The sequence below is a fragment of the Sinimarinibacterium arenosum genome, assembly GCF_005047655.1.
In the GTDB taxonomy this organism is placed as follows: domain Bacteria; phylum Pseudomonadota; class Gammaproteobacteria; order Nevskiales; family Nevskiaceae; genus Solimonas.
Map to the genome: position 1 here is coordinate 12666 of NZ_SUKF01000009.1, position 22473 is coordinate 35138.

Below are 22473 nucleotides of genomic sequence, written 5' to 3' on the forward strand. Positions count from 1 at the left end.
GCCATCGCAACGCAGGAGCACCCCATGCAAACCGAGTTCGCCATATTTCCGGACGTCGCTGACGGTGTTGATGGCGCCCCCGAGCCGTCCGACAGCCTTCCCCCGCTGGTCTTGCACTTGATCGACAGCTGGCCGACCCTCGTCCGCGCGATCGGGACGGCAGAAGCGACGGTGGCCGGTCTGAACTCGCAGGCCCAGGCACTCGGTGGCGGGCGTTCCACGTTCGACTGGGACCCGCTTCACCAGCAGAGCCTGCACTCACTCACACGCAGCGCCTTTGAGTCCATTGGCGAGTACGCGCGCAAGGTGCTGTGCGCCGGCGACGAAACTGTCCTGAGCCCGCACACCGCAGACGAGCTCGTGCGCGCCTTCTTCGGTCGCGGATCGGACACCGCTCCCGATTTCGCGGGCTACTGGGACGCGCTGGAAGCCCGTTACGGTAACGGCGCGGGCGTTCGCCTTGCACACCGCGCCGCGGCAAAGAAGCTGCGCCTTGAGCTGGGTCTGGTGCGCTATCCGCACAGCAGAATGGCGGCGCCCAAGATGGAACGCGGCGGCGTGACTTTCGAGCTGTGCCGCTCAGTCCTGGAACCGCGCATCGTGCGGCAGGGCTATCAGCTGGCGTACCAAGCTGTCCGGGGACTGTGCGAGACGGTGGCCGCGCTTGGCCTGCTCACCGACGGTCGCTTCCCGACGGACGCCCATGTCGCCGCATTCCGGGGCTCCACGCTGGAAGGAGACACGGCTCCGGTGCGCGCGGACATTGGTGGGTGCCGCTGGATCTTCACGAAGAACTGCACGCGGGTCTGGATGCCACTGGAGCTGGCACTGCTGGTCCGGGAAAGCATCGAAAGCATCGTGCCCGCAGACACGCCGCTGGACTGACGTCGCAGCCTGACCACGTAGAAGCCCGACCATTGAGACACAAGGGGAACGAATCATGAGTAAGCAAATCCTGCCGGCGCACTTGGCCGCCATCGTCAGCACCCTGCTCACCGACCCGCAGGCGCTCGGGGAGCTGGACAGCGAAGACACGTTCCTACGCTTTTTCGAGGCGATCGGTCAGGTGGTGGCCGACCATTGTGGCGGGACCATCAACGGCGTTTCGCCGGCCCTGTGCCCCGGCAGCGTGGAAGCTGACGGCCAGCCGATGTTGTCCGTGTCCCCGAGCGAGTCCCTTCCGTCGATGACCGAGAACGTGTGGGCGCCCTACGACCCGGAGGGCTGGGCTGACGCGCGCACCTCCGAGTCCGACGCGCAATAGCCTGCTGTTGGAGTGGCAGACGTGGGCGCGTATCGCGCGCCACCGCGTAGGTGCAGGCGTCGCCAGATGACGGGAGCGGGGCAGCGGTAGATCAGTACGGTGAGGTCATCAGCACATGACGGAGAACGTCGATGACCACCCAGCCCCGCCCTTTGTTTCGCATCCTGTCCATGGACGGTGGCGGCGTGCGCGGCGCGGCGACCGCCGCGTTTCTCGCGAAGCTGGAAGCTGACCTCGGCGGCTCGCTGACGGACCATTTCGACTACTTCGCAGGAACCAGCGCAGGCGGCTTACTGGCACTGTTCCTCGGGGGCCGGGGCGGCACCGCTCTGGCGGCGTCCTCGTTGTTCAGCCCGGTGGCTGCGGCGCGCATCATGGACAAGAGCGTATTCGACCGGGTGTGGCCGACGGCCCTGCAATTCGGGCCGAAGTACGACGGTCGCGGCAAGTCGGAGGTACTCGCGGAAGTGTTCGGCACCGCGCGTGTGCGTGACAGCGTGAAGCCGGTTCTGGTCACGGCCTACGATCCCGCCGCAAAGCAGTTTGTGGTGTTCAAGAGCCACGGCGGCCAGTACAGCGCAAGCAATCCGCTGATGGCGCAGGTTGCGGATGCGACGAGCGCGGCCCCGGTGTATTTCCCGCCCGCCACGGTCGAGGGCGACCAGGACTACTACCTGATCGACGGCGGCGTAGGCGCCAACAATCCGGCGATGGCGGCGGTCGCCGCTGCCATCAGGGCCGGGGTTCGCCCGCAGGACATCGTGGTAGTGGCCGTTGGCACGGGCCGCGCCGCTCCGACGCCCGAAGCGACGGAGGACTTTCGCAAGCATGCAGCCGGGTGGGGTGGGGTGGACTGGCTGCGCCACGGCATCGTGGATCACCTGATTGATGCGTCCTCATCCGCGACGGACTACTGGTGCAGCCAGATGCTCGGCAGGCGCTATGTCCGGGTGCAAGGGTTGCTGGCGGACGGGGCGTCCACAGAAATGGATGACACCAGCGCGGCGAATATCGCGGCACTGCGGGCCACCGGAGAGGCGTGGTTTGACGACTTCGGGGATCGCGTGCGTCGGGCCGTCCATCGCCCCGGCATCGCGCTGGACAGCATCCCCGAGCTGCCCGCCGTGTGCTTTCCGGAGCTGGACGACGATGAGCTTCAGAGGGTCGCGTGACCCCAGCGGGGCGCTGTTTCGGTGAGTAGGGTGGCGTTGTAGGTGGTCTCCTCCGGTCCTGCAAAGGGCCAATTGCGGGCAGCTTCCGGGCTGCCCGCCTTTTCTGGAGACGCCCCCGGTGCTACTATTCCCTTACATTCCTGCCGTGAGTATCCGGTAATGCCTATCGCGCCATCCGCACACGAGGTCTTGTTCCAGGACCGGGACGCCACGGGTCGGGCTCAGACTGTGGACGATGAAGCCTATATTCGGGCGGCGTTGACGCGGTTTCACGTTGATCCACAGGGGCCGAGCCAGTTCCGTCAGCCGCCGTCCCTCGATCTCGCATCTGGGGTGTCCGCGACGGAGCGTTCAGCGCTCGCCGCTGTAGGCATGTTGCCGGACGCGAAAACGCAGGCCGATGCGGAGGCCGCGCGAGCCGAAGCCCTCCATGTCTTCTTCCACATTTTCCAGCAGGCGCTGACCACGCGAGAGGCCGCCGAGATGATGGGCGTAGACCAGTCGCGCATCCGTCAGCGGGTCCGCGAGCGTTCGCTACTGGCGCTGTCCGCTGACGGGGAGACACGACTCCCGCAGCAACAGTTCCAGGACAACGCGCCCATCCCCGGCTTGCGCACAGTTCTGCAGGCACTGCCAGACGGGTACGACCCACTGGAAGTGTTGTCCTGGCTGGCGACGCCAACCCCGGATTTGCTGGGTGCCGACGAGACGCCGGTCTCTCCGCGCGAGTATCTGCTGAAGACGGGGGATGAGCATGCGGTCGCCGCCATCGCCCGAGGGCTGCAGCGTGGCGAAGCTGGGTAACCCTCCGGACGTACCAACGCTACGGGGGCTGAATCCTCCTTTTGTCACGCTGCGTGCCGAGGTGGACCGCCTCGCGCGCATCTACTTCGCCAGCGGGGCGCACCCATCGTCGTGGAATACCTTTCGCGCATGGGGGCCCGCCGCCAATGCGCGCTTCGACCATCACCTGCTGGACGCCGCGGGCAAACCTCATGCTCAGGACCGGAAGGTGATCTACTGCGCGCCTACCGGTATGACCTGTCTCGCGGAGGTGTTCCAGGTCACCCGGACGGTGAACCGCACGGCGGGGGACCCATACTTGGCCGTGTTCGCTCCGACCCGGAGCCTGAAACTCCTTGATCTGACCGGCCGCTTTGCTACGCAGATGGGCGCGTCGCTCAACATACACTCCGGCCCGCGAAGCCGGGCGCGCGCGTGGGCGCGGGCGCTCTACGAGGCATACACCTGCGACGGCCTGTTGTACCTGTCCTCCATGGACGCCGGTTCGAAAGCCTTGGTGCTGACCGATCGCGCTGAAGACGCCATGCCGGAGCTGCCGCTCGCCAACCGCCCCCTGGCTGATCCGCTCCTGACGGATTTGATCGACGCTTTCACCTATCGCCTGGGCTACCTCAAACGGTAGCGGCGCTGTTGCCGCACGCGTCCGCTCCATTCCGTCGGGTTCACTGGCGGGAGCTACGGGACCGCATGTGGGCAAGTAGGGTGGCAACTCCACCTACAGCACCAGAACAGGACACCATGGCGAAGAAATTCAAGATATGGCTGGACAGCGGCGCGAACGCGCATAGCTGTTCGTATCGTGTGATCTCGCTGGATGACATTGGCCTCTCCGACGACGCGTGGGATGCCATGTCCGAAGACGAGCAAGAGGACCGCATGAAGGAAGTGGCGTGGGAGCGTATGGAGTGGGGCTTTGAAGAAGTCGACTCGGACGAGGACGAGGGCGGATAGGGCCTTTGCTTCGTTACTTGCGCCCCTCGATGGCAACCCGCGCCGTCTATGTGCAAGCACCGGCCTTTCCTCCCGGGCGCAACGGCAACCGAGGTGTGCGGATATGAAAGCGATATCAATCAGTGATTTCGCCTTTGCGGCAGAACTGCCGAAGGTGCGAATTGTTGATGTTGGGGACGGCGCGAAGGCGCCCGCAGAGGTCGGCTAGAAACTCCGCGACGGCGCGGGCGCACTGCGGCGCCGCAGGCACCTGAGCCCGACTTGGTCTGCGTTGGCGTCTACTGTCCGTGCCCACACCACCCCCTCATCTGTGCGTATCCCCCGAGCTTGCGGAATGCCGTGAGACGGTCCGTTTCCTGCTGGGGCACCGATACTCCGACCTGATGCTCGAATACGGTCAGGCGGTGCGCTACGCGTCACAGGCGACCCACGGCGACCCGATCCGGGCGGCGATGAAGCTCACCCTGGATCCATCGTATGAGCCGCTGACCTGCCTGTTGTTGATCGCCGCCGCCGTCGAGTTGGTACAACCCATTGGCCCCCGGTCCCCTGACAACAACCGGGCTTCGGGCACGCTGGCTGCCATGCGCCGCCTCGCCGCGCTCATCGACACCGAAACCATGCCTCGCGCACCAACGGGGCGCGCGCCGGCGCCGTAGGGTGGAGCCCTGAGCAGACAGGAGCCCACGTGACTACCAACACCGTCAACACCCAGCTGAACTCCGAGGTTGTGATTGCACTTCTGAAGGAGAATCCACGAGTCCACACATTCCTGGTCAACTCGCCGTTCGGGGCGGATGTGGATTCCTGTGACCTCATTGCAGGCGTCAAGGCCAACGGTGCGGCTCTTGCGCCACAGCACGCACAGTGTCGTATTTTCGGCCATGACATCCTGGTGACCTACGACCTTGCAGGCGGTCGGTGGGAAACCGTTGCCGTCGACCTCAGCGAGGCACGCTACAACGCGGCGCTGGAGGGCGCGTCGATCCAAGCGAAGCCCACCCAAGGCCTGACCGACATCCGCTGGGCTCGGGTGGGCAGCCGATCCGTGCGTGTCTCTTTTTTCGGCGCCGATGGAGACGTGCTTGCGCAGCTGGCGAAGACGTTCTTCGAGTTGTCCGCCCAGGTCCTGTTCGAGCCTTTGCCCGATGATGAGTGGGCGATTGAGTTCAAGGACGAGGGCACGATGCTGGAGCGCGTGCTTCACGTGTTGGGCGCGTCTTCTGTTACTCAGGAGCGGGTGGCGTCCGGCTGAACGCGCGTTTCCGGACACCCTGTCACGCTTCCACTTCTGTTTTTGTTCCACGTTTGAGTCGGCGAGGCACCCATTGATGAAGTTTGAAGAACTTGAGAAAGCTGGGAGTGTTTCGGCCAGCGATGCGGAGCTACTCGATGACGCTGAGGTATTGCAATGACGATATCAATGCTGCTGTTCCTGGCGAGTTTGGTAGTTCTCGGCGTCGTACTCGCCATTCTGGTCCTGACGATCATTCGCTCGGGGAGCCCGGCCCGCACACACCCCGCGCTGGATCTGCAGTCGCTCCGCTTGGACCCGCGGCTGCGCGGCAGCACGCTCGATGCTGCATGCCCCTGGTGCGGTTCCTCCCTGTTCCACTTTCCGATTGACTCCATGCACGCCGTCCTGTGTGAAAAGGACTCGTGCGGATTCGCCAGCGAATCGGCAACGGTCGGTGGTTTGCTCGCGGATCTTGAGCGTCAGCGCCAATTGGTCGCGTTCGCCGGGCAGCGACCCACGACCAGCGTGTGAGCCCGAGCGTGGAGGGCGGGCGTCGCAGTGGGGCGCGTGTCGATCGCTACGGTAGACGAAGGAATGGACCGGAGCCTTGGCATGACGCCGCACGACACACTGCCCCCCGTGGTTGCTCACCTCACCCAGCATTGGCCCGCCTACATAGAGCGTGCCGCGAGCGCGAGCGCGGCCGTCGAGGCATTGTCATCCGAGGCCGAGGCGCTGGGCGCATGTTGGTCCCCGTATACCTGGTCGCCGCTGCGACAGGCCAGCCTCGAAAGCCTGACGCGTGACGCGTTTGACGTCGTGACGCGACTGGCTCGCAAGGAGTTGTGCGCCGGCGACGATACGCTGCTGTGCGAGGAGGACGTGGAGGCGGTCTTTCGCGACGCCGGCATCCGGACTGACGCCACCGCGCCCGACTTCGGCGGGTACTGGCAGGCCCTATTCGAGCGCTTCGGAGGGGGCCGGGGCGCATCGGTTGCGCATCGCCGGTGGGCGTGCGAGCTCGCCATAGCCTTCGGGATTCAACGCGATGGCTTCCTGGATCGTCGGGCCCCGAAGTCCGAACGAGGAGGCGTGACGTTTCACGTGGCTGGCGGGTGTCTCCATTACACCCCGCGACTTCCTTCGGACGGATTAACCTTCCACGCGATGGCGATCTCCAGACTCGCCGAGTCGATCTTTCGGCTCGGCGAGCTCGCGGGCGACCGCTTCCCCGTCGCGGACTGCCTTCGCCTCTTTCGGCGCACGGAAGTGCTGGGCTATCGTTCCCCCATCCGCGTCGTCGTTGGTCCGTGCCAGTGGACGTTCACCAAAACCGAGGCCTTGCTGTGGGTGCCGATGGATATGGCCGTCGCCATTCGGGATGTGATCGAGTCGGCCCAGTCGGCCTGATTCCCGAGTTGGAGCGAGCCGATGTTCACACGTGATCTGCTACATGATGGGGTTTGGACGACCGCCCGAGACAATGCTGATCCGCCGGTCGGGATTCATGCTTCGATGCGCACCGACAGCGCGTGGCTCGACTTGAAGCTGTTGTTCCCTTCATCAGCTCTGCTGGACACACGCTGCAACCCGATTGAGCAAATCGAGCATTGGGCAACGCTGAACGCTCGTCCGCTTGGGCAGCCGCGCTACCGGGTGGCGCGTCTCGAAGATCTGCAGAACAGGGGCTGCCGCTCCCAGGGCGTCGGAACGCTACTGCTGAATACGTGCCTTACGATCCTCGGAGCGTTGTGCGATCCCACTGCGCGGGTCTGGGGAGAACTGAGTCCGGAGTCTGGTGAGGCGCGGCGGCGCGCGTTCTACGAAGCCTACGGCTTCAAGGTTCAGGAGCCCGGCTGCACCCCCTCAAACGTTGGTCGCTTTCCGCGCATAGAAGGCAACCTCGCCGCGCTGCGTATCCCGCCTCCGAACCCGAACCGGCGCTTCTCCATTCGGTTGCCCTCACCGGACCTGTGGCAAACCGGCCCGTCTACGAAGGTGGAGGAGAATCTTATGAAGCAACTCACGCAAAATGCGGTGGATGGTCGGCTCACGACGGCAGATGTCCGTCACCTCAGGCACGTCGAAACCCAGCGGTTCCCATTCTCCCGCGGGGCCGGATAACGGGGGGCACCTGGATCGCTACGGTGGTGATGGCGGACCCAGTCGGGGACCGTTCGCGATTCCGTCTCTGGAGGCCCGATGCTGAACGACTACCTTGCTGAATCTGGATGGGCCCCGTGCGTGGCGCTGGTGGGCGTGCTTGCGTTGATCACTATTGTCTACCTGTGGTGGGCCGCGCGGCGGAGCCTCCTCCGCCTACTATTCCTCGTCGGCTTCGCGCTGGGAGGCGTGGGCGTGTCGCTAAAGGCGGTGGTGTTCCTTGCCCAGGGGTTGGCGGCGAGCGACGAGTATTACCTCGCGACGATCTCGGCGTATTCCGAGCTCTCCGGGCCCTGTCCGGCCGCTGAGAGCGCTGCCGCGCGGCTCGCGGGGTCTTACGACAAATATGCCAGGGTCCCTTGGCTGAAGGTTCGTGAGTTGCAGTATGCGATCCACCGTTGCGAGCTCGACGCGGCCACCAGGTCGCTCCGCTCCGGCCCAGCCCGATCGGACGCCTCGCCCACCGCTGTGCCGTAGACTTTCCTCACACTTCCATCTCCAGCTGCAATGTCCAGAACTGCCCGTACTCAAGCGCCTCCTTCGAAAGGCTCGCCGTTGTCGACGGCGAAAATCGATGCGGTGATTGTGGAGTCGTCCGAGCGTCGGACCGCAGCGGAAGTGGCGGAGCTCATCGATATGCCGGCGCACTGGGTGCGCCGGCAAGCCGCGCGCCTTGGCGTGGTATTGCTGCGTGCCAGCCCGACGCGCCAGGGTCACTCCGAATCCGTGGAGCCGCCGAAGCCTCGTCGTCCGCGGCGACTGCCGCCGAATCATCGGCGCGCGTGGGAGCCGGAAGACGACGAGCAATTCGCCGCCCTGTATGTCAGTAATTCCGCCAAGGCGTGCGGCGAGGAACTGGGGCGCACCAAACGGGCGGTCAACACGCGTGCGAAGAAGCTGGGGCTGATCAAGCTCACCGCACTCGACGCGCGTGAGCGCAAGTTTGTGTCGAAGCATCTACTGCGCCTGGGCGCGGAGGAGACTGCCCGCAGGCTAGGCCGGCACGTGCGCACAATTCGGCGCGAAGCCGTTCGGCAGGGACTCCCGAGCGTCGGCTGGCCAGTTGATGCGAAAACGCAGCGCCTGCTGCTGACGCTGTCCGTTGACGACTTGATTCCCCTCCTGACCGCAAAGCTGGGGTGGACGGCATACCGCACCCGGGTGACCCACGCACGGCTCCGCGCCTGGGACGCAGCGCGCTAGCGCGCTGCCGATCCGACCTGATCGCGGGGCGCGCGCATCCCCGTAGGGTGAAGTGCCTAGCCCTACGGAGTTGATGATGAGCGCCAATGTTTTCGAGGTTGCCGTGGCCTGCGTGGATGCGAGCGGCTGCGCGACGATGCAAGCCTACGTGATCGATGCTGACGATCGCGAGGCGGCCGAGGAAAAGGCCAAGCAGCAGGCCGCGGCTGCCGGGTACGTCGCCCCGTTCCTGATCTTCTCTGGCAGCTCGTTGAGCGAGGTTCGTATCACGGCACAGACCCTGCGGCTCGTCCCGTCGTTGGTGGTCGTCGACAATTCCGGCGGCGCCATCCATTCGGTCGGGTGCGACGCCGGCGAGGTGGACGTGGTCATCTTCGGCGATGACACCGAAAGTGCTGACGAGGACGCCCTGGAGTGGCTCCCGCTCGGAGCTAATGAAGAACTCAAGGAGGTGTGGACCAGTCGCTGGACCGCTCAGCCGTCCGCGGAGGCCCAGACGCTTTTCGACTATGAGCGGGGCACTCCCATCGAATAGCCGGGCACACCCAGGCACGCACTCGGAGTTGGAGTCCTCCCTTCCCTCGTTTCGGGGCAACGGATGTGTCCGACAGAGCGTTGCATCGCATCCGCAAACGCAATATCTTAAAGGCGGTCGCCTGAAACCATCCGCACACACCGATCATTCGGCATGGAGAATCCGGGCCTCGCTGGTGCTGCATTCCTCGACATCTGAAACTCTGACGCGAGGCGGCAAGGTGTGCTCCCGTCGTCATGCGTCGTGGAGTTTCTGATGGACCAAATCTCCCTTGAAGCGTTGGCCTCGCGCCTGGTTGACTGCACGCGGTCGCTTGCTGGACTCGACCCCGATCGTGAGAGGCTCCGTCGCTACCTGAGCTTCCACACCGAGGACAGCGATCTTGTCCATGTCGCGCGCCTGGCCAATCCTCCGGGGGACTCCGACTGGCATTTGGTCCAGCTGAGCCGACTCGGCAGTGCATCCTGCGTGTTGCCGTACGAGCCCACCTTTTGTTCCCGCAGTGCTGCCGACGCCATCGCCTGTGTAGTCCACACGATTGACGAGCGTCGTGCGTCGATTCGCGACGCTCGGTCGGTAGGTGGCGGCGTTGTGGTTGAAGCCAGTGATGGCATGCAAGCTCACATCTCGCCGGTGCGGTTCAGCACTGTTTCGCGATCCGCCCGGGATCGTGTCCGCGGTCTGTTTCGGAATCTCCTGCTCGGAAATCTTTCTGACATTCAGCGTCTGACGGCGCGCCTCGCGAGCCTGCCCGGGTTGCGCGAACACCACATCGTGGTCCCGCACCGAACCGACATCACACACGCCGGGCACCCGCTCGTGTCCTCGCTACACAGCACCGCGGCGGTGATCCGTGCCGGCCTCGCGGTCGCTGGGGCGCCCCTGGGGAATCAGAAGGCCCAGCAGGTGACAGCCGCAGCCTTCGGCGCGCGCAGTTGGGCGGCGCTGGTCGCCGCTGAGGAGAGCGCCTGCGTGACGCTGAGCCCCTCCGTATTGGGCCGCTTCGTTGGTGATGACTTTGAACTGATGGGCTGCTATCGCGATCCCGTTGATGCCTTCGCTGCGTTCTTCCGCCGTTGCACTGATCTGCCGCCTGGATGCGAGATCAAGGTGACAGAGTCGTCCAGCTACGGACTGCGCTTCGCGGCGTGCCGCCCGGACTCACAAGACGACGACGCGGCGCTGTTGGAATCTTGGCATCTGCACCCCAGCACGGCCCCAGAGAAGGTGTCAGAACGCCTTGCGGCGCACTCTATCGACGCTGCAGACGCCTTTGTTGCCGCCGCCCCGCATCTCGGGATCGGCGGTGCAGCGGAGTGGAGCGGTCGCACCTATTCGCGCCAGCTCCAGGTTCAGAACACGACGCTGTCGCTGCTGAAAGCGGGGGCGGGTTCCGACTCCGAACGCTCCTGGCCCGGACATGACTCGATTGTCATTGACGTTCTCGGCGAGGCAGGAGACCTGGTCCAGCGTGTGATCGAGCCGCTGTACAAGGCGGACCTGTGCGACGTGGGCAGCGCATTGGTGCTTCGCGGCAACTACGAATCCCGCGTGGCCTGGGTGTGGACTGACATCTCCCATGCGCAGCGCAATGCGATCGCGAAGCTCTGTGGGCTCACGCCACGTCGGCATCCGACTGATGGAGTCGAGATCGCGGCCGTTCCCGAATAGCTGTACGCCATCCATTCCTGGCCCGATTGTTGTTGACTGTATCTGGTCTCTACTGGACCCCGGTGCGTCGTAGCCGCGGGCGGCAAGCTCAAGGCGATCGTCCGGCCTCGGTGCGCGTCAGACTGAGGCCGGCTTTCTTTCGCGCGGACGCAATCTGAGCACGGGTCGCGTCCGTGCACGCGGCGAAGTGGGAGGCGGACAGAATTTTGAGCGGTGGCGTCATCTGCGCCGCCCTCCCTGACTCAATGAACATGGCGAGATCGGCATCGTGCAGCATCTGCAGCGCCAGCACCCACCGGGAGTGCGCGTAAATCGAACTGGACTTCACATGCTTGAAATCATTGGACCAGTGCTTGTCGGGGATGCTCTGCGTGCCAAACCGGATGAGCGTGAGAATTTCGCCGTAGATTGCGGCGCCCCAGAGGCGCTGCGCTTCGGCTGCCGTCGGCTTCGGAACCGTGCCTACGCGCGGGCTGCTGTTGAAGGCCCAGGCCTCTGACACCAACGCCTTGGTGTCCAGATGTTGCGCCACGTGAAGCGACAGGCCGCCGCCCAATGAGTAGCCAGTGACAACAAGCCTTTGTATCCCGCGTGATGCCGCCATCGCTTTGGCTTGCATGACGAGCGCGCGTGCGGGCGCGAACTGCGCCGGCTCGCGGAACAGCGCCAGGTTGTGTTTCCACCAATCGTCAAAACCGTCCGTTCCTCGAAAGGCGACGATCATCTCAAGCGGTTTCGCCGGATCCGCCGTGATTTCCCAGGCTTCGTCAGTGCGCGTTGCGTAGCGCACGAACGTCTCGGCGTGGAAGCCGGTGTCCGGATCATCGACGCTCAGCTCCGGAATGGCGACGATCCACTCCGGGAGCGACAACTCATGCTTGGCCGTTGTGTCGTCGTCTTTCTGCAAGGCGATCGCACCCGTCAGCGCATAGGGGTAGCCGCGCACAGCAATCTCTGCACGCGCGGGTGCGGAAGCCCCGGGCGGGTACCCGTAGATGTCCAGGTATCTGACGTTGCAGAACGCCCAACCTTCCTCAACTCCCGCGTTGTTTGGGGTCGCGTCCAACGCCCTTAACCGCGCTGCGGTGCATCCGGTTAGCGAGGTTGCCGCAATACCCGCGACGAGTGCTGCGATGTACTGGACTCTCTGTCTCATCTCGACTCCCCAGTCTCCCTGACGCGGCCAATCTGCTCCGCGCTTGTCGGCCGGTCAACCGGACGTGCGGGGCGCGCGTGGATCGGGACGGTGGAGGTAAGCACACCGGAAGACTGACATGCCTATCTCTCAAACCGTCCCGCTGCCGCGCGTCCGTTGCGATTTGGGCCTGCAGCTGGTGCTCAACGTGCCGGAGTGGTTTGCGGACCCGGCATTTGTCGCCTGGCTGCAAGGCCCCGTCACCAAGTACACCTGGCACACGTACGGCCCTGTCGGCGAATACTCCGACGTCATCGTCACCATTGATCCGTCACTGACGGGCGAGGGGAGTAACCCAGAGATGCCGTTTCACACCGCGCTGATGGCGACCGTGCGCTCGCGGGTGATGCCGAACCTCGGGGCTGTCCCGATCCTGTGCCGCCTGACTAATCTGGAGGCGTAGGCGTGCAGCAGGCCTCCATCTTCAGGGCGGTTCATGCCGCCTATGCCGCAGCCGGCGAACGCGAGGTTTCAAACGACGCACTCTACGACGCGGTCGGCGCAATGATTGGGACCACCCCGTCGCAGTTTCGTGAACGCTCGCCGATCGGTCGTGGCGGCGCGAAGCACGGGCGGCTTACGAGGACCGCGCGATGGGTCCAGCAAACCATGCGCGCGCGCGGGTGGCTGGAGCGCGCGCCGGACAAGCGCGGCGTGTGGCGGCTCACCTCCACGGGGCGCGCCAAACTCCACGCGCCTCGCGATGGCCAGGTGCTCATCGGCTTTTCTACCCGCCTGGGGGTCGCCCTCGTTGGGAATTGTCGCGACGCGTTTCACTCATTCGGCGAGCCCATTCATCTCATCCTGACGAGCCCGCCGTACCCTCTTGCGCACCAAAGAAACTATGGGAACGTGCCGGAGGCGGAGTACGTTGACTTCCTGTGCGCGTGCTTCGAGCCGGTGGTGCGTTGGCTTGCGCCCGGCGGTAGCGTTGTCCTCTCTATCGGGCAGGACATTTTCGTGAGCGGGTCTCCCGCTCGGAGCCTCTTCATCGAACGGCTGACGCTGGCATTGCATGATCGGCTCGGTTTGCATCTGATGGATCGCGCCATATGGGATGTTCCGAACAAGCCGCCCGGGCCAGTGCAGTGGGCCTCCATCAAACGGATGCAGCTGAACGTCGGATACGAATTCTGCCTGGTGTTCTGCAACGAACCTGCGTTGTCGTTCGCCGACAACCGCCGGGTGCTGCTTCCGCACACCGATCAGCACAGGAAGCTCATTGCGCGTGGCGGCGAGCAACGCACCGCGCGCTACAGCGACGGCGCATACACCATCCGCGAGGGCAGCTACTCGCGCGCGACCGCCGGGCGCATCCCGCGCAACGTGATGCACCTGCCGCACAACTGTGCATCCCAGCGCGCGTACAAGAAGGCGAGCAAGGCACTGGGCCTGCCCGCGCACGGCGCACCATTTCCTGTGGCCCTGGCTGACTTCTGGATTCGATTCCTGACAGAGCCCGATCACCTGACGGTCGACCCGATGTCGGGGTCGAACACCGTAGGCGTGGCGGCCGAGGCCCTGGGGCAGAGGTGGGCGAGCACCGAGCTGTTTGCAGAGCACGTCCGTGGGGCCGCAACCCGGTTCCCCGACGCATGGATCAACCCGCTGCTGGATGCGCTGGCGCACCCGCAGGAGGCATCGCAGTCCCGGTTGTTTGTGTGAGCGATCTCGGTCCCGCCGCAACATTGTTCGCGGGGCGACGGCGTCGGCGTACGGTGCCCCCATCCCACTGGAGTCCTTACAGATGAAACGCTTTCGCCAAACTTCAAATGTTGGTCGTGCGAAGTATGTGGTCAGCTACCACGACGGAGTGAAGCAACACGACGACGGAAGTCCGTTCTTCGATATTTGTCTGTTTTCCCGAAAGCGCGGACGCGACCGTTTTGTGAGGTCTCTTCTGGCTGACGGATATATCGAGGCCTCGCCGTTGGAAACTCGGAAGCGCGCGTAGTTGGCGCTGTCGCGGGGCTGCTCTGCAGGCATACGGTGGACCCATGACGACCGGAGACGATTCTATGCCCACGACCTCAACAGACCTCATCTCAATCGCACGCGCGGAAGGCGCCTTCGATGCTCGCCTGATCGCGCTGCTGCGGGGTGCGCAGACCACCGTCGACTCGCTGCGCCACCAGGTGGAGCAGATGAAAGGGATGTTTGACGACATCGATGGCGGCATCGCCGATGCGCTCGCCGACGCAGACGCGTTTGAGTCCTCTGCGGCATCGTTCCTGTCGTCGCCGACGCCGACGCTGCAGGTCGTGGTGCTCAGTGCCGCGGAGTACCAACGCATCGAATCCTCGCTTTCGCGAGCCGAGCGACTGTTGCTCCAAGCGATCGACGCGTTGCGATCCTAACGGCCGGCTCCGGGAGTTCGACATGAATGGCACAGCTACTGTGGGTAAGCGATTCCGGGCCTATTGGGACCCCGGCACATTTTGTGTTCGCGACGCCGAGGTGGAGGTCACGCAGGCGTTCTTTTCTGCGGATGTCGGATACGAGCCGGACGACTGCGACGCCATTGCCGCATTGGCAATTGGCGAGACGTGGCGCGACCCGGACTACGGCGACTATCACACCGTGACGCGACTGGCCTGATCGGTTAGGAGACAGACATGCAAACTTTGCCGCTATTCGATTTCCCCGAAGACCTCAGTGTGTCTCCGCCGCCCGCGCCCGCCGTTACCGGAGACGCCTCCGCACGCCAGCGTGAACTCGGGCAGTACATGACGCCGATGTGGGTCGCCGAATCACTCGTGCAGCGCCATTTCGCGGAGCTGGACGCCAACGATTGTGTTTTCGAGTTGACCTGCGGGACCGGCGCTTTTCTGAGTGCGATCCCGCCGCACGTCGAGGCGCTTGGCGTTGAGATCGACCCTGAGCTGGCCGACATCGCTCGGGCCAATAGCGGACGGCGCGTCATCACCGGAGATTTCCGCCAGGTGAAGTTCGACTTGCGGCCGAGCGCCATCTTGGGCAACCCCCGTTCCGCTTGAGCCTCTTGGATGACCTGCTGGACACCGCGCATCGCCTGCTTCCCGAGGGCGGGCGGGTCGGGCTTCTGCTGGCTTCGTACAGCCTCCAGACTCAAGATCGGGCATGCCGATATAACCAAAACTGGTCGCTTCAGGCGGAGATGCTCCCGCGCACGCTGTTCCCCGGATTGAAGCACCCGCTGTCCTTCGTGCTGTTCAGCAAGGACCAGCGTCGGATCATGACCGGCATGGCGCTGTACCACGAGGCCGTGGATGTCGCGTCGATGCCCGATCGTGTTGCCGAGATGCTCCGGCTGAACCCGAAGACGTGGATCGCCGTGGTGCGTGATGCGCTCGATCGTTTGGGTGGACGGGCGCGGCTTGAAGATATCTATGCGGAAGTCGCGCCGCGACGCCCTACAGGCAACCCGGCGTGGAAAGAGCAGGTCCGCAAGGTGGCGGCGCGCCACTTCCCGCGCGTGGCTCTGGCGGAATACGCGTTGGCGGCGTAGGACCCAATGCGGGGCTCGGTCCGCTGCGTACGGTACTCCTATCGACAGGAGATCGTTATGCACGCCCAAGTGTCCAAGTTGTTGTACCTCACCATCGGCGAGAACAAGGGCGCCCCGCGTCTGTTCATCGAGTCGGATCGTCTTCGCGCGGCAGGCCTCGATGTTGGCGCTCGATACACGCCGGTCTACGATGCCGATGCCAAGCGCGTGAATCTGATTGTTTCCGACGAAGGGGACCGGATTGTGTGCCGGCGCAAGCGTGCGGACGGTGATGTCCCGCTCATCGACATCAACAACCAGCAGCTGGGAATGTTCGGCACCGGCGCCCGCGTCGTTGTGGCGATCCGCGCCGATGGGATCGAGATCGAACTGCATCACCACACACAGCGCGAGGTTGAACGCGTTGAGCGCCTGTTGCAGGAGCTGGCGGCGGGTCAGGTGAGCACTGGCGAAGTCTGCGCCGGCGGCGGCGTGATGGCCGAGGCGCTGCATGTCGGACTGGCGCGCGCGGGGGTCTCATCAAAGATGCGCTTCGCTGTTGAAATGGAACCGGACTATGTCGGGAGCCTGAACAAGCGCTGTGCCGCTGTGACTGCGGATACCCTGCTTGTGCAGGGTTCCATGCAGGAGATCGATCTGTCGCGGCTGCCCAAGGTCAGCGTGCTCGCGTCTGGAATTCCGTGCACCGGGGCCAGTCTGTCAGGACGCGCCAAGAACAAGCTGTCGCGTCCTGAGGACCATGCCACCGCCGGGCACCTGTTCGTTCACTTCCTGCGCATCGTTGAGGCGGTGAACCCGACCGTCTGCCTGCTGGAAAATGTGCCGTCCTACGCGAACACCGTTTCCTTCGCGGTCATCACCTCGTGCCTGCGGGAATGGGGCTACACCGTTGAACACCGGGTGCTCGACCGATCGCTCGGCGCCTTTGAAGACCGCCAGCGACTGGTGATGGTCGCCACCACCAAGGGCGTCGATGTGCGCTTTGAGGACCTCGTGCCGGCAGCCACTGCGCCGAAGACGCTCGGCGAGTTGCTGGAGGACATTCCGGCTGACGACCCCCGCTTCAAGCGATACGACTATCTCAAGGCCAAAGAGGTGCGCGACATCGAGGCCGGCAAGGGATTCCGCCAGCAGATCGTCGGGCCTGATGCCACCAGCTGCGGAACGATTGGGCGCGGTTACGCCAAGGTTCGCAGCACGGAGATTCGGGTTGCGTGCCCGGGCGACCCGAACAAGTCGCGGTTGCTGACGCCGGCAGAACACGCCCGCGTCAAAGGGGCGCCCGAGCGGCTTGTGGCCGGTCTGTGCGACACGACGGCGCACGAGATTCTAGGGCAGGGGGTGCTCTTCCCGATGTTCGTTGCGGTCGGACGCATGATCGGGAACGGCATACAGCGGCTGCGCAGCGCGCCGAAAATTCTTCCGCCTCAGCTGCCACCGGTGGACCTGTCGCCGCGCGCCGCGCTTGGTCAGCTCTCGCTGTTCGCGGCGTAGCGATTGCGGGGAACGGAAGGACGGGTAGGGTCTAAGTCGTCCCTGCGCAAATGGCGAGAGTGTCCATGAGGAAACAGACCACCCCAATGCTGCCGGCTCCGCACGACGTCTGTCTGGCGCGCTCACCCTTTGATCCTCGCGTCGACCGCCGCCCGCTCAATCCTGGCAACCAATATGCGTTTTTTGGCTATCCCGGCATCGGCTTCCGCGTGACGTCCGTTTGCCTCCGCGGACACCCGGCCGACGACGGCGCTCTGCCGGGGGTCGGCATCCAGTGGCTGCGTGGACGCAACCGCGGCCGGTGGTTCTACCCCTGCGCCACTGAGGATGAATTTTGGGCCGACACTCGCTTTGCGAACGCCTGTGACCCCGAGGCGGCCGCACGGCATGCCGCAGCTCTTGCTCAAGTGGCCGGCGGATCCGCTTCGGACGTCGTGATCGGAGATCGAACATGATCCGCCGTGGTATTTTCGGAATCAATGTTCTAACTGATCATCAGAGACGATAGATGAAACTAAGCCACGCGGCTCTCTTTGCCCTTGCGTTCACTATTGTGGCAGCACTCCTGAATCACGAGCTTTGGTTTTCCCGCCCGTGGCTTTTTGGCCTGACTCTCGGACTGGTCGCCGCGGTGGTCATTACCACGCGCGCATGGGCGCGGCGGCTCTTTGCAATACTGGGCGCGCTGCTGTTGCTGACCGTTGCGGTGGGGGGCGTTGCAGGCATGGACCATTCCGGCCGCGCACTCTTCGCTGGCGCGTCGCTCGGGCTTGTTGCAGGACTGGTTTCTGCGCTGTTTCTCACTCGGTCACGAAGCACAGCGTGGTTGTCCAAGATTGCAGAGTTTGAGGACGACGCACTGTTGCGGCGTATCGCGAAACTCCTTGGGGGCGACGAAACCCACTGAAGAGCGCCCCATGGGCGCACAGCCCGCTTCTGTTCGCATCGTGTGAGAGCCTGCACGGCGCGACGCCGGGTGGCGGCGTAGGGCCCAACACGGGCACGCGTGCTGTCTATCATGAATTACCCGCCTATGAGGTTGTCGCGCCATGGCCTTTGATGAGTTCGATGAAACAGATGGCTTCGATGTGCCGCCGTTGCCTTCGCACGAGCTTGGCGACTTCGTGCTCCCTGTTTTACCCCAGCTCGAATGGGACGAGGACCCTGAGATGTTGCAGGCCGTTCTCGCCGAGCTCCTCGAAGCGCAGAGTGAACAGGTTGATCCTGCATCGCTGGAAGCGCTCACGATCCGGAGCCAGGTGCTGCTGTGGTTCGTGCTGGCCGATGCTGAGCTTCTGTCGCGCCTCCGCGCAATGAGCGATCTCGAAGGCCCCATTCTTGAGGAGACGGGCGCTCAGCTCAGCGCCCTGATTGATGCCGTGGCCTCAGTGCCGGCCTTCTGCGCCCAAGATGACGGACAGCAGCTTGTCCATGTCGACATGCAGGCTCTGGCCCGGAATGCCACGACCGGAACCCCGTCCAGCGGCGGCGCGCTCAAGGTCCCAGGTCCGGCGGCCCGCGAGGTTTTGATGGACCCCGTGCTGGCGCAAGCGTTCGGCCGATTCGCCGAGGGCGATACGCCCCCTGGTGAGACCCTTGGACAGCGGGTCGCTCGCATGGCGCCCAAGGTTGCGTTTCACGCGCCGCTGGACGAGTACCCTCATTACCGGGACCTCATGGGGCGTCGAGCGGAATCGCTGGCCGGACTGACGCCCGCCGAGGCGGCGGTTTACGAAGCGCCTCCGTTTGCTGAAGGTTCCGAAGGGCTTGTGTTCGCATCGTTCATGCTGTCCCGCCTGCCGACCAAAGTGTGCGTCGCTACTGGCCTTGGCGCGTGGTCGCAGTATCCGGCCCTCTATGAAATGCCCGACTGGGACTTCGCCAAATATCGCGAAGTCGTGCTCCGCTCACCTGTGCACGCGGCCATTCCGTGCCGCGCCGGCCTGCTTCCCATTCACTACATCGTGAGGGAGGGGTCGTATTCGGACTTCAAACGCATCGTGGAGCTGGCCCCGGAAACACTCAACCAGTTGGATGGGCAGTCACGTCCGATTCTTCATGACATCGCACAGCGCCGTCGCGATGAGCAATTCGCATACGCAGTGAAAATGGGAGCGGATATCTACCAGATGCTGCCGGCGGGGCAGACCAGCATGTATACCGCCCTCATGTGTGGCAACCATAACGCCGTCGAAGTGCTACTCGATGCCGGCTTTGATCTCGCGAAAGACGCATTCCTGGATCGGACGCTGGTCGATCGCTTTCTCATCGAGCCCTCGTGCCCTCCGGAACTTCGTAACCGCCTCTCTGCCGCCGCCCGCCCACTGGCGCGAAGCAGTGAGATGCGCGAACTCTTCGACCAACTCTTCTACGTCTGACCGAGGGTAACTGCCGTCGCCGCCCCCTCGCTGTAGCTGCCAAAGCAGGCCCGATTGCGGGCCGGTTGTGCCTGGGTAGGGTGAACTCATCCCAGGAGACTCCTATGGCGACCCCCGCACAGCCCGCCTCTGTTCGCATTGCCGCGGCCATCCAGTTTCTCAATCTGACCGAAGAGACGCCGCAGCACGTCGTCATGGAGGTGCGCGAGACGCTGTATCAGCGCTTCGTGCTCGTTTGCATGAGTTCGGGTATTGGTCCCGAACCCCGCGTGTGGGAGCCGGCACGGGGCGAATACCTGCCTTGCTATGCGGCTATGACCGCGCTGGCGGCCGAGTTCGAGGCCTTGGATTTCCAGCGTTTTCACTACCAGTTTTCGGCGGCCTCACCCATCGACGGCGCGCCGCTGGTGTCGGCGGCGCAGCTGTCGCATCAGCGTACCGCGCCGCTCCTTGCGTGGGACCGTAACGCTCTTTTTGGCTGACGGGCGCCTGTAATCCCGCGCGGACCCGTGTGGGCGCCGATTCGTGGCTCATGGTCATTCGCGGCGTCTAAGGGGGTGAAACTGACCTTTCACCCTGGAGCGCCTTCAATGTTTGAAGCTGATCGGCTGCCGGCCCGCGATTCGCGCGGGGCGTTGTGGCATCCCGACACGCCCGATATTCCGTACGGCAGCTCCTTTCCGGCGGCTTTTGCGGCGCTGGGGTATGAGTGCCGCTACGTCGACCTGGCCGACGACTGGGACGCCGGGGAAGTCCATCACCGATTCAAAGCAGGCGAGCCCGAATCGGCCCTGCTCGCGCAGTGGCACCCAACGCGGCCGAACGGCCAAGGCTGGGCCCTGGCCGGCATCTGGGCCTGCGAGATCGGTCCTACATCGCTGTGGGTGCGTCCACACCGGTCCGGACTCATCTCCCGGATCAAAGCGCAGTGGGCATTTCGCTCGAATGTTGAGGCGGCCACGCGGCCAGAGTCGCGTCTCCCTCCTCAGCAGCGGGGCCGCTCAGGAGCCGTAGGGTGACAGTCGAACCCAAAGTCCCGGAGTTGCGTCATGCCCCGCAAGCCCGATGTGGCGCTGTCCTCAGGGCGCACCCTGTCCCTCATCGACCTGGACCGGGGTCGCGCATGGGTCCAACCGACCAACGGCGACGCGGCTCTCAGCGCAGCCGAAGTCGACCAGTTCACGCGAATCGCCGCCAAGCGCATGGGTCACGCGCTGCGGCATCGCAAACATCACATGAAACGCGCCCGGCGACGGTAGTCGCCCCCCATTTTTCCGTTGCGGCAGGCGCACGCAACACGATGTCCCGGGTATCACCATGAACCGCACAGCCATTGCCCTTGTTGTCAGTTTGCTTGCACTCGGCGCGAGCGCGCCGTCTTCCTCGTCCAGTCCAGTGATCGGCGTCGGCGATCCCGCAGTGCTGCTGCTGAAGAACGAACTGGCGCAGATGCGTGAGGTCATCAGTCAGATGCAGCAAGCGCAGGCGCAGGTCGGCAGCTCGCAGCGCACGATGATGGATAGCGTGGTGCGCCAGGTGCAGACGCAGTCCGACCGCGACGTGCAAATGGAGGCCCTGCGCAACGAAATCGCCGCGCTCAAATCGGAACTTCGGGAGACGCAACAGGGGCTGGCGGGCCGGCGCTCTGGATCGCGCAGTGCGGCAGGGCGCTCCCCGCTGGAAACGACCGCTCCGGCGTCGCTGTCCGACGCCGCACCCGCTGCACCGGTGTATCACTCGCCGTTGGAGACCCCCCCGGCAGTCACCGCTTCACCGTCGCGCATCGAAACCTACTCGCCGCCGAGTGACTATCGCTCCCCACTGGATGCAGCGCCGGCCCAACCCGCTTCCAGCTCACCGCTGGCCGGGATGACGACGCCCGTGATCCGCACCAGCCCGGTTGAAACCTATTTCGCTGCGCCGAACGAGGACCCGATTCGCTCCCAACCTGGGGAGCGTCTGACGATCGTTTCCGCCGCGCCCTTGATGGCCGCAGGCACGGCATCCTCGCGCTGCACGTCCCTGCGGGAGGGATCCTCTGGCGCCTGGCGCGACGCCGTGAACCAGCTGTTGCCGGGTTACGCGTATGAAGAGTACGACCGCGATCGGGCGATTGTGTGGACCTCCACACGGCAAGGGTCCGAGGGTTTCCGGGCCGACCAAATGATGAAGCAGCTCGGATGCTGACGGCATGAGCTTCGTGAACAACCGTGTGGGCCGGTCGCTGCTGGGTTCGGTGCTGGTGTGCGCGCTCTCCGGCTGCGCCGGGCTTTCTGACCCGACGTTTGATTCCGAGTTGGGCTATGTCCCGACGTACAGCGAGCCGCGAGCAACGCAGAGCGTGCGGATCGTAGAATCCTCCGCCGTGCTCCGCCCGATTGCCTATCGCAATCGGCTTGAGAGCGGGGGCTGGGATGTCAGTTACGGAACGCGACGCAGCTCCACCGGAACGGCCACCGTGACGATCCCGTTTGGCGGCCCACGCCAACGCAAGGAACCGTTTGTCGAATACTCCAGCAACGACTGGGGCGCGCTGTGGACCGCCGTCGGCTGCACAGTGTTCGATCTGGGGTCCACGTATCACGCGATGAATCAGGGCGCTGAGGAAGGCAACCCGGTCCTGGGTCAGAAGTGGTCCACGATCATCGGCGTCAATCTGCTGAGCCTGGGCGCCGCCGCCTACATGCTCTATGACAAGCCCGACCACCGCCAAACCGGCTGGCTCACTCTCGCAACGCCGCACTGTGTGGCCGGCGCCTACAACATGAAGCTCGCCGACGATATGCGCACCGAGAATCAACAGTACGGTCGCTGATCTGCGGGGCAGGGGCGCCTGCGTAGAGTGGGGTAACGGCCACGCCGGTCATGCCACTCGATTCTCCGATTGGCCGATCCGTCCGTGACGTGCCGCATCAGCGA

At 64.4% G+C, this 22473-nt stretch carries 31 protein-coding genes; 30 read left to right on the top strand and 1 reads right to left on the bottom strand.

The window, feature by feature from the left end; all coding sequences use genetic code 11:
- Positions 1 to 24 precede the first annotated feature (24 nt).
- From E4T66_RS17200 to E4T66_RS17270, 15 genes are all read left to right on the top strand, one after another.
- Positions 25 to 885 (top strand): hypothetical protein, encoded by an 861-nt coding sequence (locus tag E4T66_RS17200; RefSeq protein ID WP_136850546.1) that lies wholly within the window; start codon positions 25 to 27, stop codon positions 883 to 885.
- Between the two features lie 55 nt (positions 886 to 940).
- Positions 941 to 1264 carry a hypothetical protein gene (locus tag E4T66_RS17205; RefSeq protein WP_136850548.1) on the top strand — a complete coding sequence of 108 codons (324 nt, stop codon included), beginning with the start codon at positions 941 to 943 and terminating at the stop codon, positions 1262 to 1264.
- A 131-nt stretch (positions 1265 to 1395) separates the two neighbouring features.
- Positions 1396 to 2436 (top strand): patatin-like phospholipase family protein, encoded by a 1041-nt coding sequence (locus tag E4T66_RS17210; RefSeq protein ID WP_136850550.1) that lies wholly within the window; start codon positions 1396 to 1398, stop codon positions 2434 to 2436.
- Between the two features lie 159 nt (positions 2437 to 2595).
- Complete coding sequence (locus tag E4T66_RS17215) at positions 2596 to 3240, top strand: DNA-binding protein (RefSeq protein WP_136850552.1); 645 nt, start codon at positions 2596 to 2598, stop codon at positions 3238 to 3240.
- Positions 3224 to 3862: an RES domain-containing protein gene (locus E4T66_RS17220; RefSeq protein ID WP_169577683.1), complete on the top strand. Its 639-nt coding sequence runs from the start codon at positions 3224 to 3226 to the stop codon at positions 3860 to 3862. Before E4T66_RS17215 ends, E4T66_RS17220 begins: the two co-directional genes overlap by 17 nt.
- A gap of 116 nt (positions 3863 to 3978) precedes the next feature.
- Entirely contained in the window at positions 3979 to 4191 is a 213-nt protein-coding gene (locus tag E4T66_RS17225) for a DUF7167 family protein (protein WP_136850556.1), read from the top strand.
- A 383-nt stretch (positions 4192 to 4574) separates the two neighbouring features.
- Positions 4575 to 4850, top strand: a complete 276-nt coding sequence (locus E4T66_RS17230; RefSeq protein WP_136850558.1) for a hypothetical protein — start codon at positions 4575 to 4577, stop codon at positions 4848 to 4850.
- Positions 4851 to 4879: 29 nt separating this feature from the next.
- Positions 4880 to 5446 (top strand): hypothetical protein, encoded by a 567-nt coding sequence (locus tag E4T66_RS17235; protein WP_136850560.1) that lies wholly within the window; start codon positions 4880 to 4882, stop codon positions 5444 to 5446.
- Between the two features lie 168 nt (positions 5447 to 5614).
- Entirely contained in the window at positions 5615 to 5959 is a 345-nt protein-coding gene (locus E4T66_RS17240; RefSeq protein ID WP_136850562.1) for a hypothetical protein, read from the top strand.
- Between the two features lie 81 nt (positions 5960 to 6040).
- On the top strand, positions 6041 to 6838 hold the full coding sequence (locus tag E4T66_RS17245) for a hypothetical protein (protein WP_136850564.1): 798 nt from the start codon (positions 6041 to 6043) through the stop codon (positions 6836 to 6838).
- A 21-nt stretch (positions 6839 to 6859) separates the two neighbouring features.
- Positions 6860 to 7552 (top strand): N-acetyltransferase, encoded by a 693-nt coding sequence (locus E4T66_RS17250; RefSeq protein WP_136850566.1) that lies wholly within the window; start codon positions 6860 to 6862, stop codon positions 7550 to 7552.
- A gap of 78 nt (positions 7553 to 7630) precedes the next feature.
- Entirely contained in the window at positions 7631 to 8068 is a 438-nt protein-coding gene (locus tag E4T66_RS17255) for a hypothetical protein (protein ID WP_136850568.1), read from the top strand.
- 30 nt (positions 8069 to 8098) lie between these two features.
- On the top strand, positions 8099 to 8794 hold the full coding sequence (locus E4T66_RS17260) for a hypothetical protein (protein ID WP_211243002.1): 696 nt from the start codon (positions 8099 to 8101) through the stop codon (positions 8792 to 8794).
- A gap of 76 nt (positions 8795 to 8870) precedes the next feature.
- A complete protein-coding gene (locus tag E4T66_RS17265; RefSeq protein ID WP_136850572.1) occupies positions 8871 to 9329 on the top strand; it encodes a hypothetical protein in 459 nt (152 codons plus the stop codon).
- 255 nt (positions 9330 to 9584) lie between these two features.
- The gene (locus tag E4T66_RS17270) at positions 9585 to 11000 is read left to right on the top strand and encodes a hypothetical protein (protein ID WP_136850574.1); all 1416 of its coding nucleotides are present in this window, start codon (positions 9585 to 9587) and stop codon (positions 10998 to 11000) included.
- Positions 11001 to 11088: 88 nt separating this feature from the next.
- On the opposite strand, the gene E4T66_RS17275 is transcribed toward E4T66_RS17270, so the two are convergent.
- A complete protein-coding gene (locus E4T66_RS17275) occupies positions 11089 to 11946 on the bottom strand; it encodes an alpha/beta hydrolase family protein (RefSeq protein ID WP_136850576.1) in 858 nt (285 codons plus the stop codon).
- A gap of 328 nt (positions 11947 to 12274) precedes the next feature.
- Between E4T66_RS17275 and E4T66_RS21430 the strand changes: the two genes are divergently transcribed.
- The 15 genes from E4T66_RS21430 to E4T66_RS17345 all read left to right on the top strand — a co-directional run bounded on the left by E4T66_RS21430 (position 12275) and on the right by E4T66_RS17345 (position 22369).
- Positions 12275 to 12598, top strand: coding sequence for a hypothetical protein (locus E4T66_RS21430; RefSeq protein ID WP_169577685.1), 324 nt, complete (start codon positions 12275 to 12277; stop codon positions 12596 to 12598).
- A 2-nt stretch (positions 12599 to 12600) separates the two neighbouring features.
- Positions 12601 to 13860, top strand: coding sequence for a site-specific DNA-methyltransferase (locus E4T66_RS17280; RefSeq protein ID WP_211243003.1), 1260 nt, complete (start codon positions 12601 to 12603; stop codon positions 13858 to 13860).
- A gap of 332 nt (positions 13861 to 14192) precedes the next feature.
- Positions 14193 to 14552: a hypothetical protein gene (locus tag E4T66_RS17285; RefSeq protein WP_136850578.1), complete on the top strand. Its 360-nt coding sequence runs from the start codon at positions 14193 to 14195 to the stop codon at positions 14550 to 14552.
- Positions 14553 to 14574: 22 nt separating this feature from the next.
- Positions 14575 to 14793 (top strand): hypothetical protein, encoded by a 219-nt coding sequence (locus E4T66_RS17290; RefSeq protein WP_136850580.1) that lies wholly within the window; start codon positions 14575 to 14577, stop codon positions 14791 to 14793.
- Positions 14794 to 14810: 17 nt separating this feature from the next.
- Positions 14811 to 15191, top strand: coding sequence for a hypothetical protein (locus tag E4T66_RS17295; protein ID WP_136850582.1), 381 nt, complete (start codon positions 14811 to 14813; stop codon positions 15189 to 15191).
- A 5-nt stretch (positions 15192 to 15196) separates the two neighbouring features.
- Positions 15197 to 15682: a class I SAM-dependent methyltransferase gene (locus E4T66_RS17300; RefSeq protein WP_136850584.1), complete on the top strand. Its 486-nt coding sequence runs from the start codon at positions 15197 to 15199 to the stop codon at positions 15680 to 15682.
- Between the two features lie 57 nt (positions 15683 to 15739).
- A complete protein-coding gene (locus E4T66_RS17305) occupies positions 15740 to 17176 on the top strand; it encodes a DNA cytosine methyltransferase (RefSeq protein ID WP_169577686.1) in 1437 nt (478 codons plus the stop codon).
- 65 nt (positions 17177 to 17241) lie between these two features.
- Positions 17242 to 17631, top strand: coding sequence for a hypothetical protein (locus tag E4T66_RS17310; RefSeq protein ID WP_136850588.1), 390 nt, complete (start codon positions 17242 to 17244; stop codon positions 17629 to 17631).
- Positions 17632 to 17684: 53 nt separating this feature from the next.
- Positions 17685 to 18083 carry a hypothetical protein gene (locus E4T66_RS17315; RefSeq protein WP_136850590.1) on the top strand — a complete coding sequence of 133 codons (399 nt, stop codon included), beginning with the start codon at positions 17685 to 17687 and terminating at the stop codon, positions 18081 to 18083.
- Between the two features lie 142 nt (positions 18084 to 18225).
- A complete protein-coding gene (locus tag E4T66_RS17320) occupies positions 18226 to 19554 on the top strand; it encodes a hypothetical protein (RefSeq protein WP_136850592.1) in 1329 nt (442 codons plus the stop codon).
- Between the two features lie 104 nt (positions 19555 to 19658).
- Positions 19659 to 20036, top strand: coding sequence for a hypothetical protein (locus tag E4T66_RS17325; protein WP_136850594.1), 378 nt, complete (start codon positions 19659 to 19661; stop codon positions 20034 to 20036).
- Positions 20037 to 20144: 108 nt separating this feature from the next.
- Positions 20145 to 20573, top strand: a complete 429-nt coding sequence (locus tag E4T66_RS17330) for a hypothetical protein (RefSeq protein WP_136850596.1) — start codon at positions 20145 to 20147, stop codon at positions 20571 to 20573.
- 30 nt (positions 20574 to 20603) lie between these two features.
- Positions 20604 to 20813, top strand: a complete 210-nt coding sequence (locus E4T66_RS17335; RefSeq protein WP_136850598.1) for a hypothetical protein — start codon at positions 20604 to 20606, stop codon at positions 20811 to 20813.
- A 58-nt stretch (positions 20814 to 20871) separates the two neighbouring features.
- Positions 20872 to 21741, top strand: a complete 870-nt coding sequence (locus tag E4T66_RS17340; protein WP_136850600.1) for a hypothetical protein — start codon at positions 20872 to 20874, stop codon at positions 21739 to 21741.
- A gap of 4 nt (positions 21742 to 21745) precedes the next feature.
- Positions 21746 to 22369 carry a hypothetical protein gene (locus E4T66_RS17345; protein ID WP_136850601.1) on the top strand — a complete coding sequence of 208 codons (624 nt, stop codon included), beginning with the start codon at positions 21746 to 21748 and terminating at the stop codon, positions 22367 to 22369.
- Positions 22370 to 22473: the final 104 nt, after the last annotated feature.

What these genes read in the sequence shown, in the direction of transcription:
- E4T66_RS17200 (WP_136850546.1), top strand. Translation starts at nt 25, where the DNA reads ATGCAAACCGAGTTCGCCATATTTCCGGACGTCGCTGACGGTGTTGAT.
- E4T66_RS17320 (WP_136850592.1), top strand. Translation starts at nt 18,226, where the DNA reads ATGGCCTTTGATGAGTTCGATGAAACAGATGGCTTCGATGTGCCGCCG.
- E4T66_RS17315 (WP_136850590.1), top strand. Translation starts at nt 17,685, where the DNA reads ATGAAACTAAGCCACGCGGCTCTCTTTGCCCTTGCGTTCACTATTGTG.
- E4T66_RS17330 (WP_136850596.1), top strand. Translation starts at nt 20,145, where the DNA reads ATGTTTGAAGCTGATCGGCTGCCGGCCCGCGATTCGCGCGGGGCGTTG.
- E4T66_RS17270 (WP_136850574.1), top strand. Translation starts at nt 9,585, where the DNA reads ATGGACCAAATCTCCCTTGAAGCGTTGGCCTCGCGCCTGGTTGACTGC.
- E4T66_RS17335 (WP_136850598.1), top strand. Translation starts at nt 20,604, where the DNA reads ATGCCCCGCAAGCCCGATGTGGCGCTGTCCTCAGGGCGCACCCTGTCC.
- E4T66_RS17225 (WP_136850556.1), top strand. Translation starts at nt 3,979, where the DNA reads ATGGCGAAGAAATTCAAGATATGGCTGGACAGCGGCGCGAACGCGCAT.
- E4T66_RS17305 (WP_169577686.1), top strand. Translation starts at nt 15,740, where the DNA reads ATGCACGCCCAAGTGTCCAAGTTGTTGTACCTCACCATCGGCGAGAAC.
- E4T66_RS17325 (WP_136850594.1), top strand. Translation starts at nt 19,659, where the DNA reads ATGGCGACCCCCGCACAGCCCGCCTCTGTTCGCATTGCCGCGGCCATC.
- E4T66_RS17285 (WP_136850578.1), top strand. Translation starts at nt 14,193, where the DNA reads ATGACGACCGGAGACGATTCTATGCCCACGACCTCAACAGACCTCATC.
- E4T66_RS17310 (WP_136850588.1), top strand. Translation starts at nt 17,242, where the DNA reads ATGAGGAAACAGACCACCCCAATGCTGCCGGCTCCGCACGACGTCTGT.
- E4T66_RS17340 (WP_136850600.1), top strand. Translation starts at nt 20,872, where the DNA reads ATGAACCGCACAGCCATTGCCCTTGTTGTCAGTTTGCTTGCACTCGGC.
- E4T66_RS17230 (WP_136850558.1), top strand. Translation starts at nt 4,575, where the DNA reads ATGCTCGAATACGGTCAGGCGGTGCGCTACGCGTCACAGGCGACCCAC.
- E4T66_RS17215 (WP_136850552.1), top strand. Translation starts at nt 2,596, where the DNA reads ATGCCTATCGCGCCATCCGCACACGAGGTCTTGTTCCAGGACCGGGAC.
- E4T66_RS17260 (WP_211243002.1), top strand. Translation starts at nt 8,099, where the DNA reads ATGTCCAGAACTGCCCGTACTCAAGCGCCTCCTTCGAAAGGCTCGCCG.
- E4T66_RS17345 (WP_136850601.1), top strand. Translation starts at nt 21,746, where the DNA reads ATGAGCTTCGTGAACAACCGTGTGGGCCGGTCGCTGCTGGGTTCGGTG.
- E4T66_RS21430 (WP_169577685.1), top strand. Translation starts at nt 12,275, where the DNA reads ATGCCTATCTCTCAAACCGTCCCGCTGCCGCGCGTCCGTTGCGATTTG.
- E4T66_RS17210 (WP_136850550.1), top strand. Translation starts at nt 1,396, where the DNA reads ATGACCACCCAGCCCCGCCCTTTGTTTCGCATCCTGTCCATGGACGGT.
- E4T66_RS17250 (WP_136850566.1), top strand. Translation starts at nt 6,860, where the DNA reads ATGTTCACACGTGATCTGCTACATGATGGGGTTTGGACGACCGCCCGA.
- E4T66_RS17205 (WP_136850548.1), top strand. Translation starts at nt 941, where the DNA reads ATGAGTAAGCAAATCCTGCCGGCGCACTTGGCCGCCATCGTCAGCACC.
- E4T66_RS17265 (WP_136850572.1), top strand. Translation starts at nt 8,871, where the DNA reads ATGAGCGCCAATGTTTTCGAGGTTGCCGTGGCCTGCGTGGATGCGAGC.
- E4T66_RS17255 (WP_136850568.1), top strand. Translation starts at nt 7,631, where the DNA reads ATGCTGAACGACTACCTTGCTGAATCTGGATGGGCCCCGTGCGTGGCG.
- E4T66_RS17290 (WP_136850580.1), top strand. Translation starts at nt 14,575, where the DNA reads ATGAATGGCACAGCTACTGTGGGTAAGCGATTCCGGGCCTATTGGGAC.
- E4T66_RS17245 (WP_136850564.1), top strand. Translation starts at nt 6,041, where the DNA reads ATGACGCCGCACGACACACTGCCCCCCGTGGTTGCTCACCTCACCCAG.
- E4T66_RS17295 (WP_136850582.1), top strand. Translation starts at nt 14,811, where the DNA reads ATGCAAACTTTGCCGCTATTCGATTTCCCCGAAGACCTCAGTGTGTCT.
- E4T66_RS17240 (WP_136850562.1), top strand. Translation starts at nt 5,615, where the DNA reads ATGCTGCTGTTCCTGGCGAGTTTGGTAGTTCTCGGCGTCGTACTCGCC.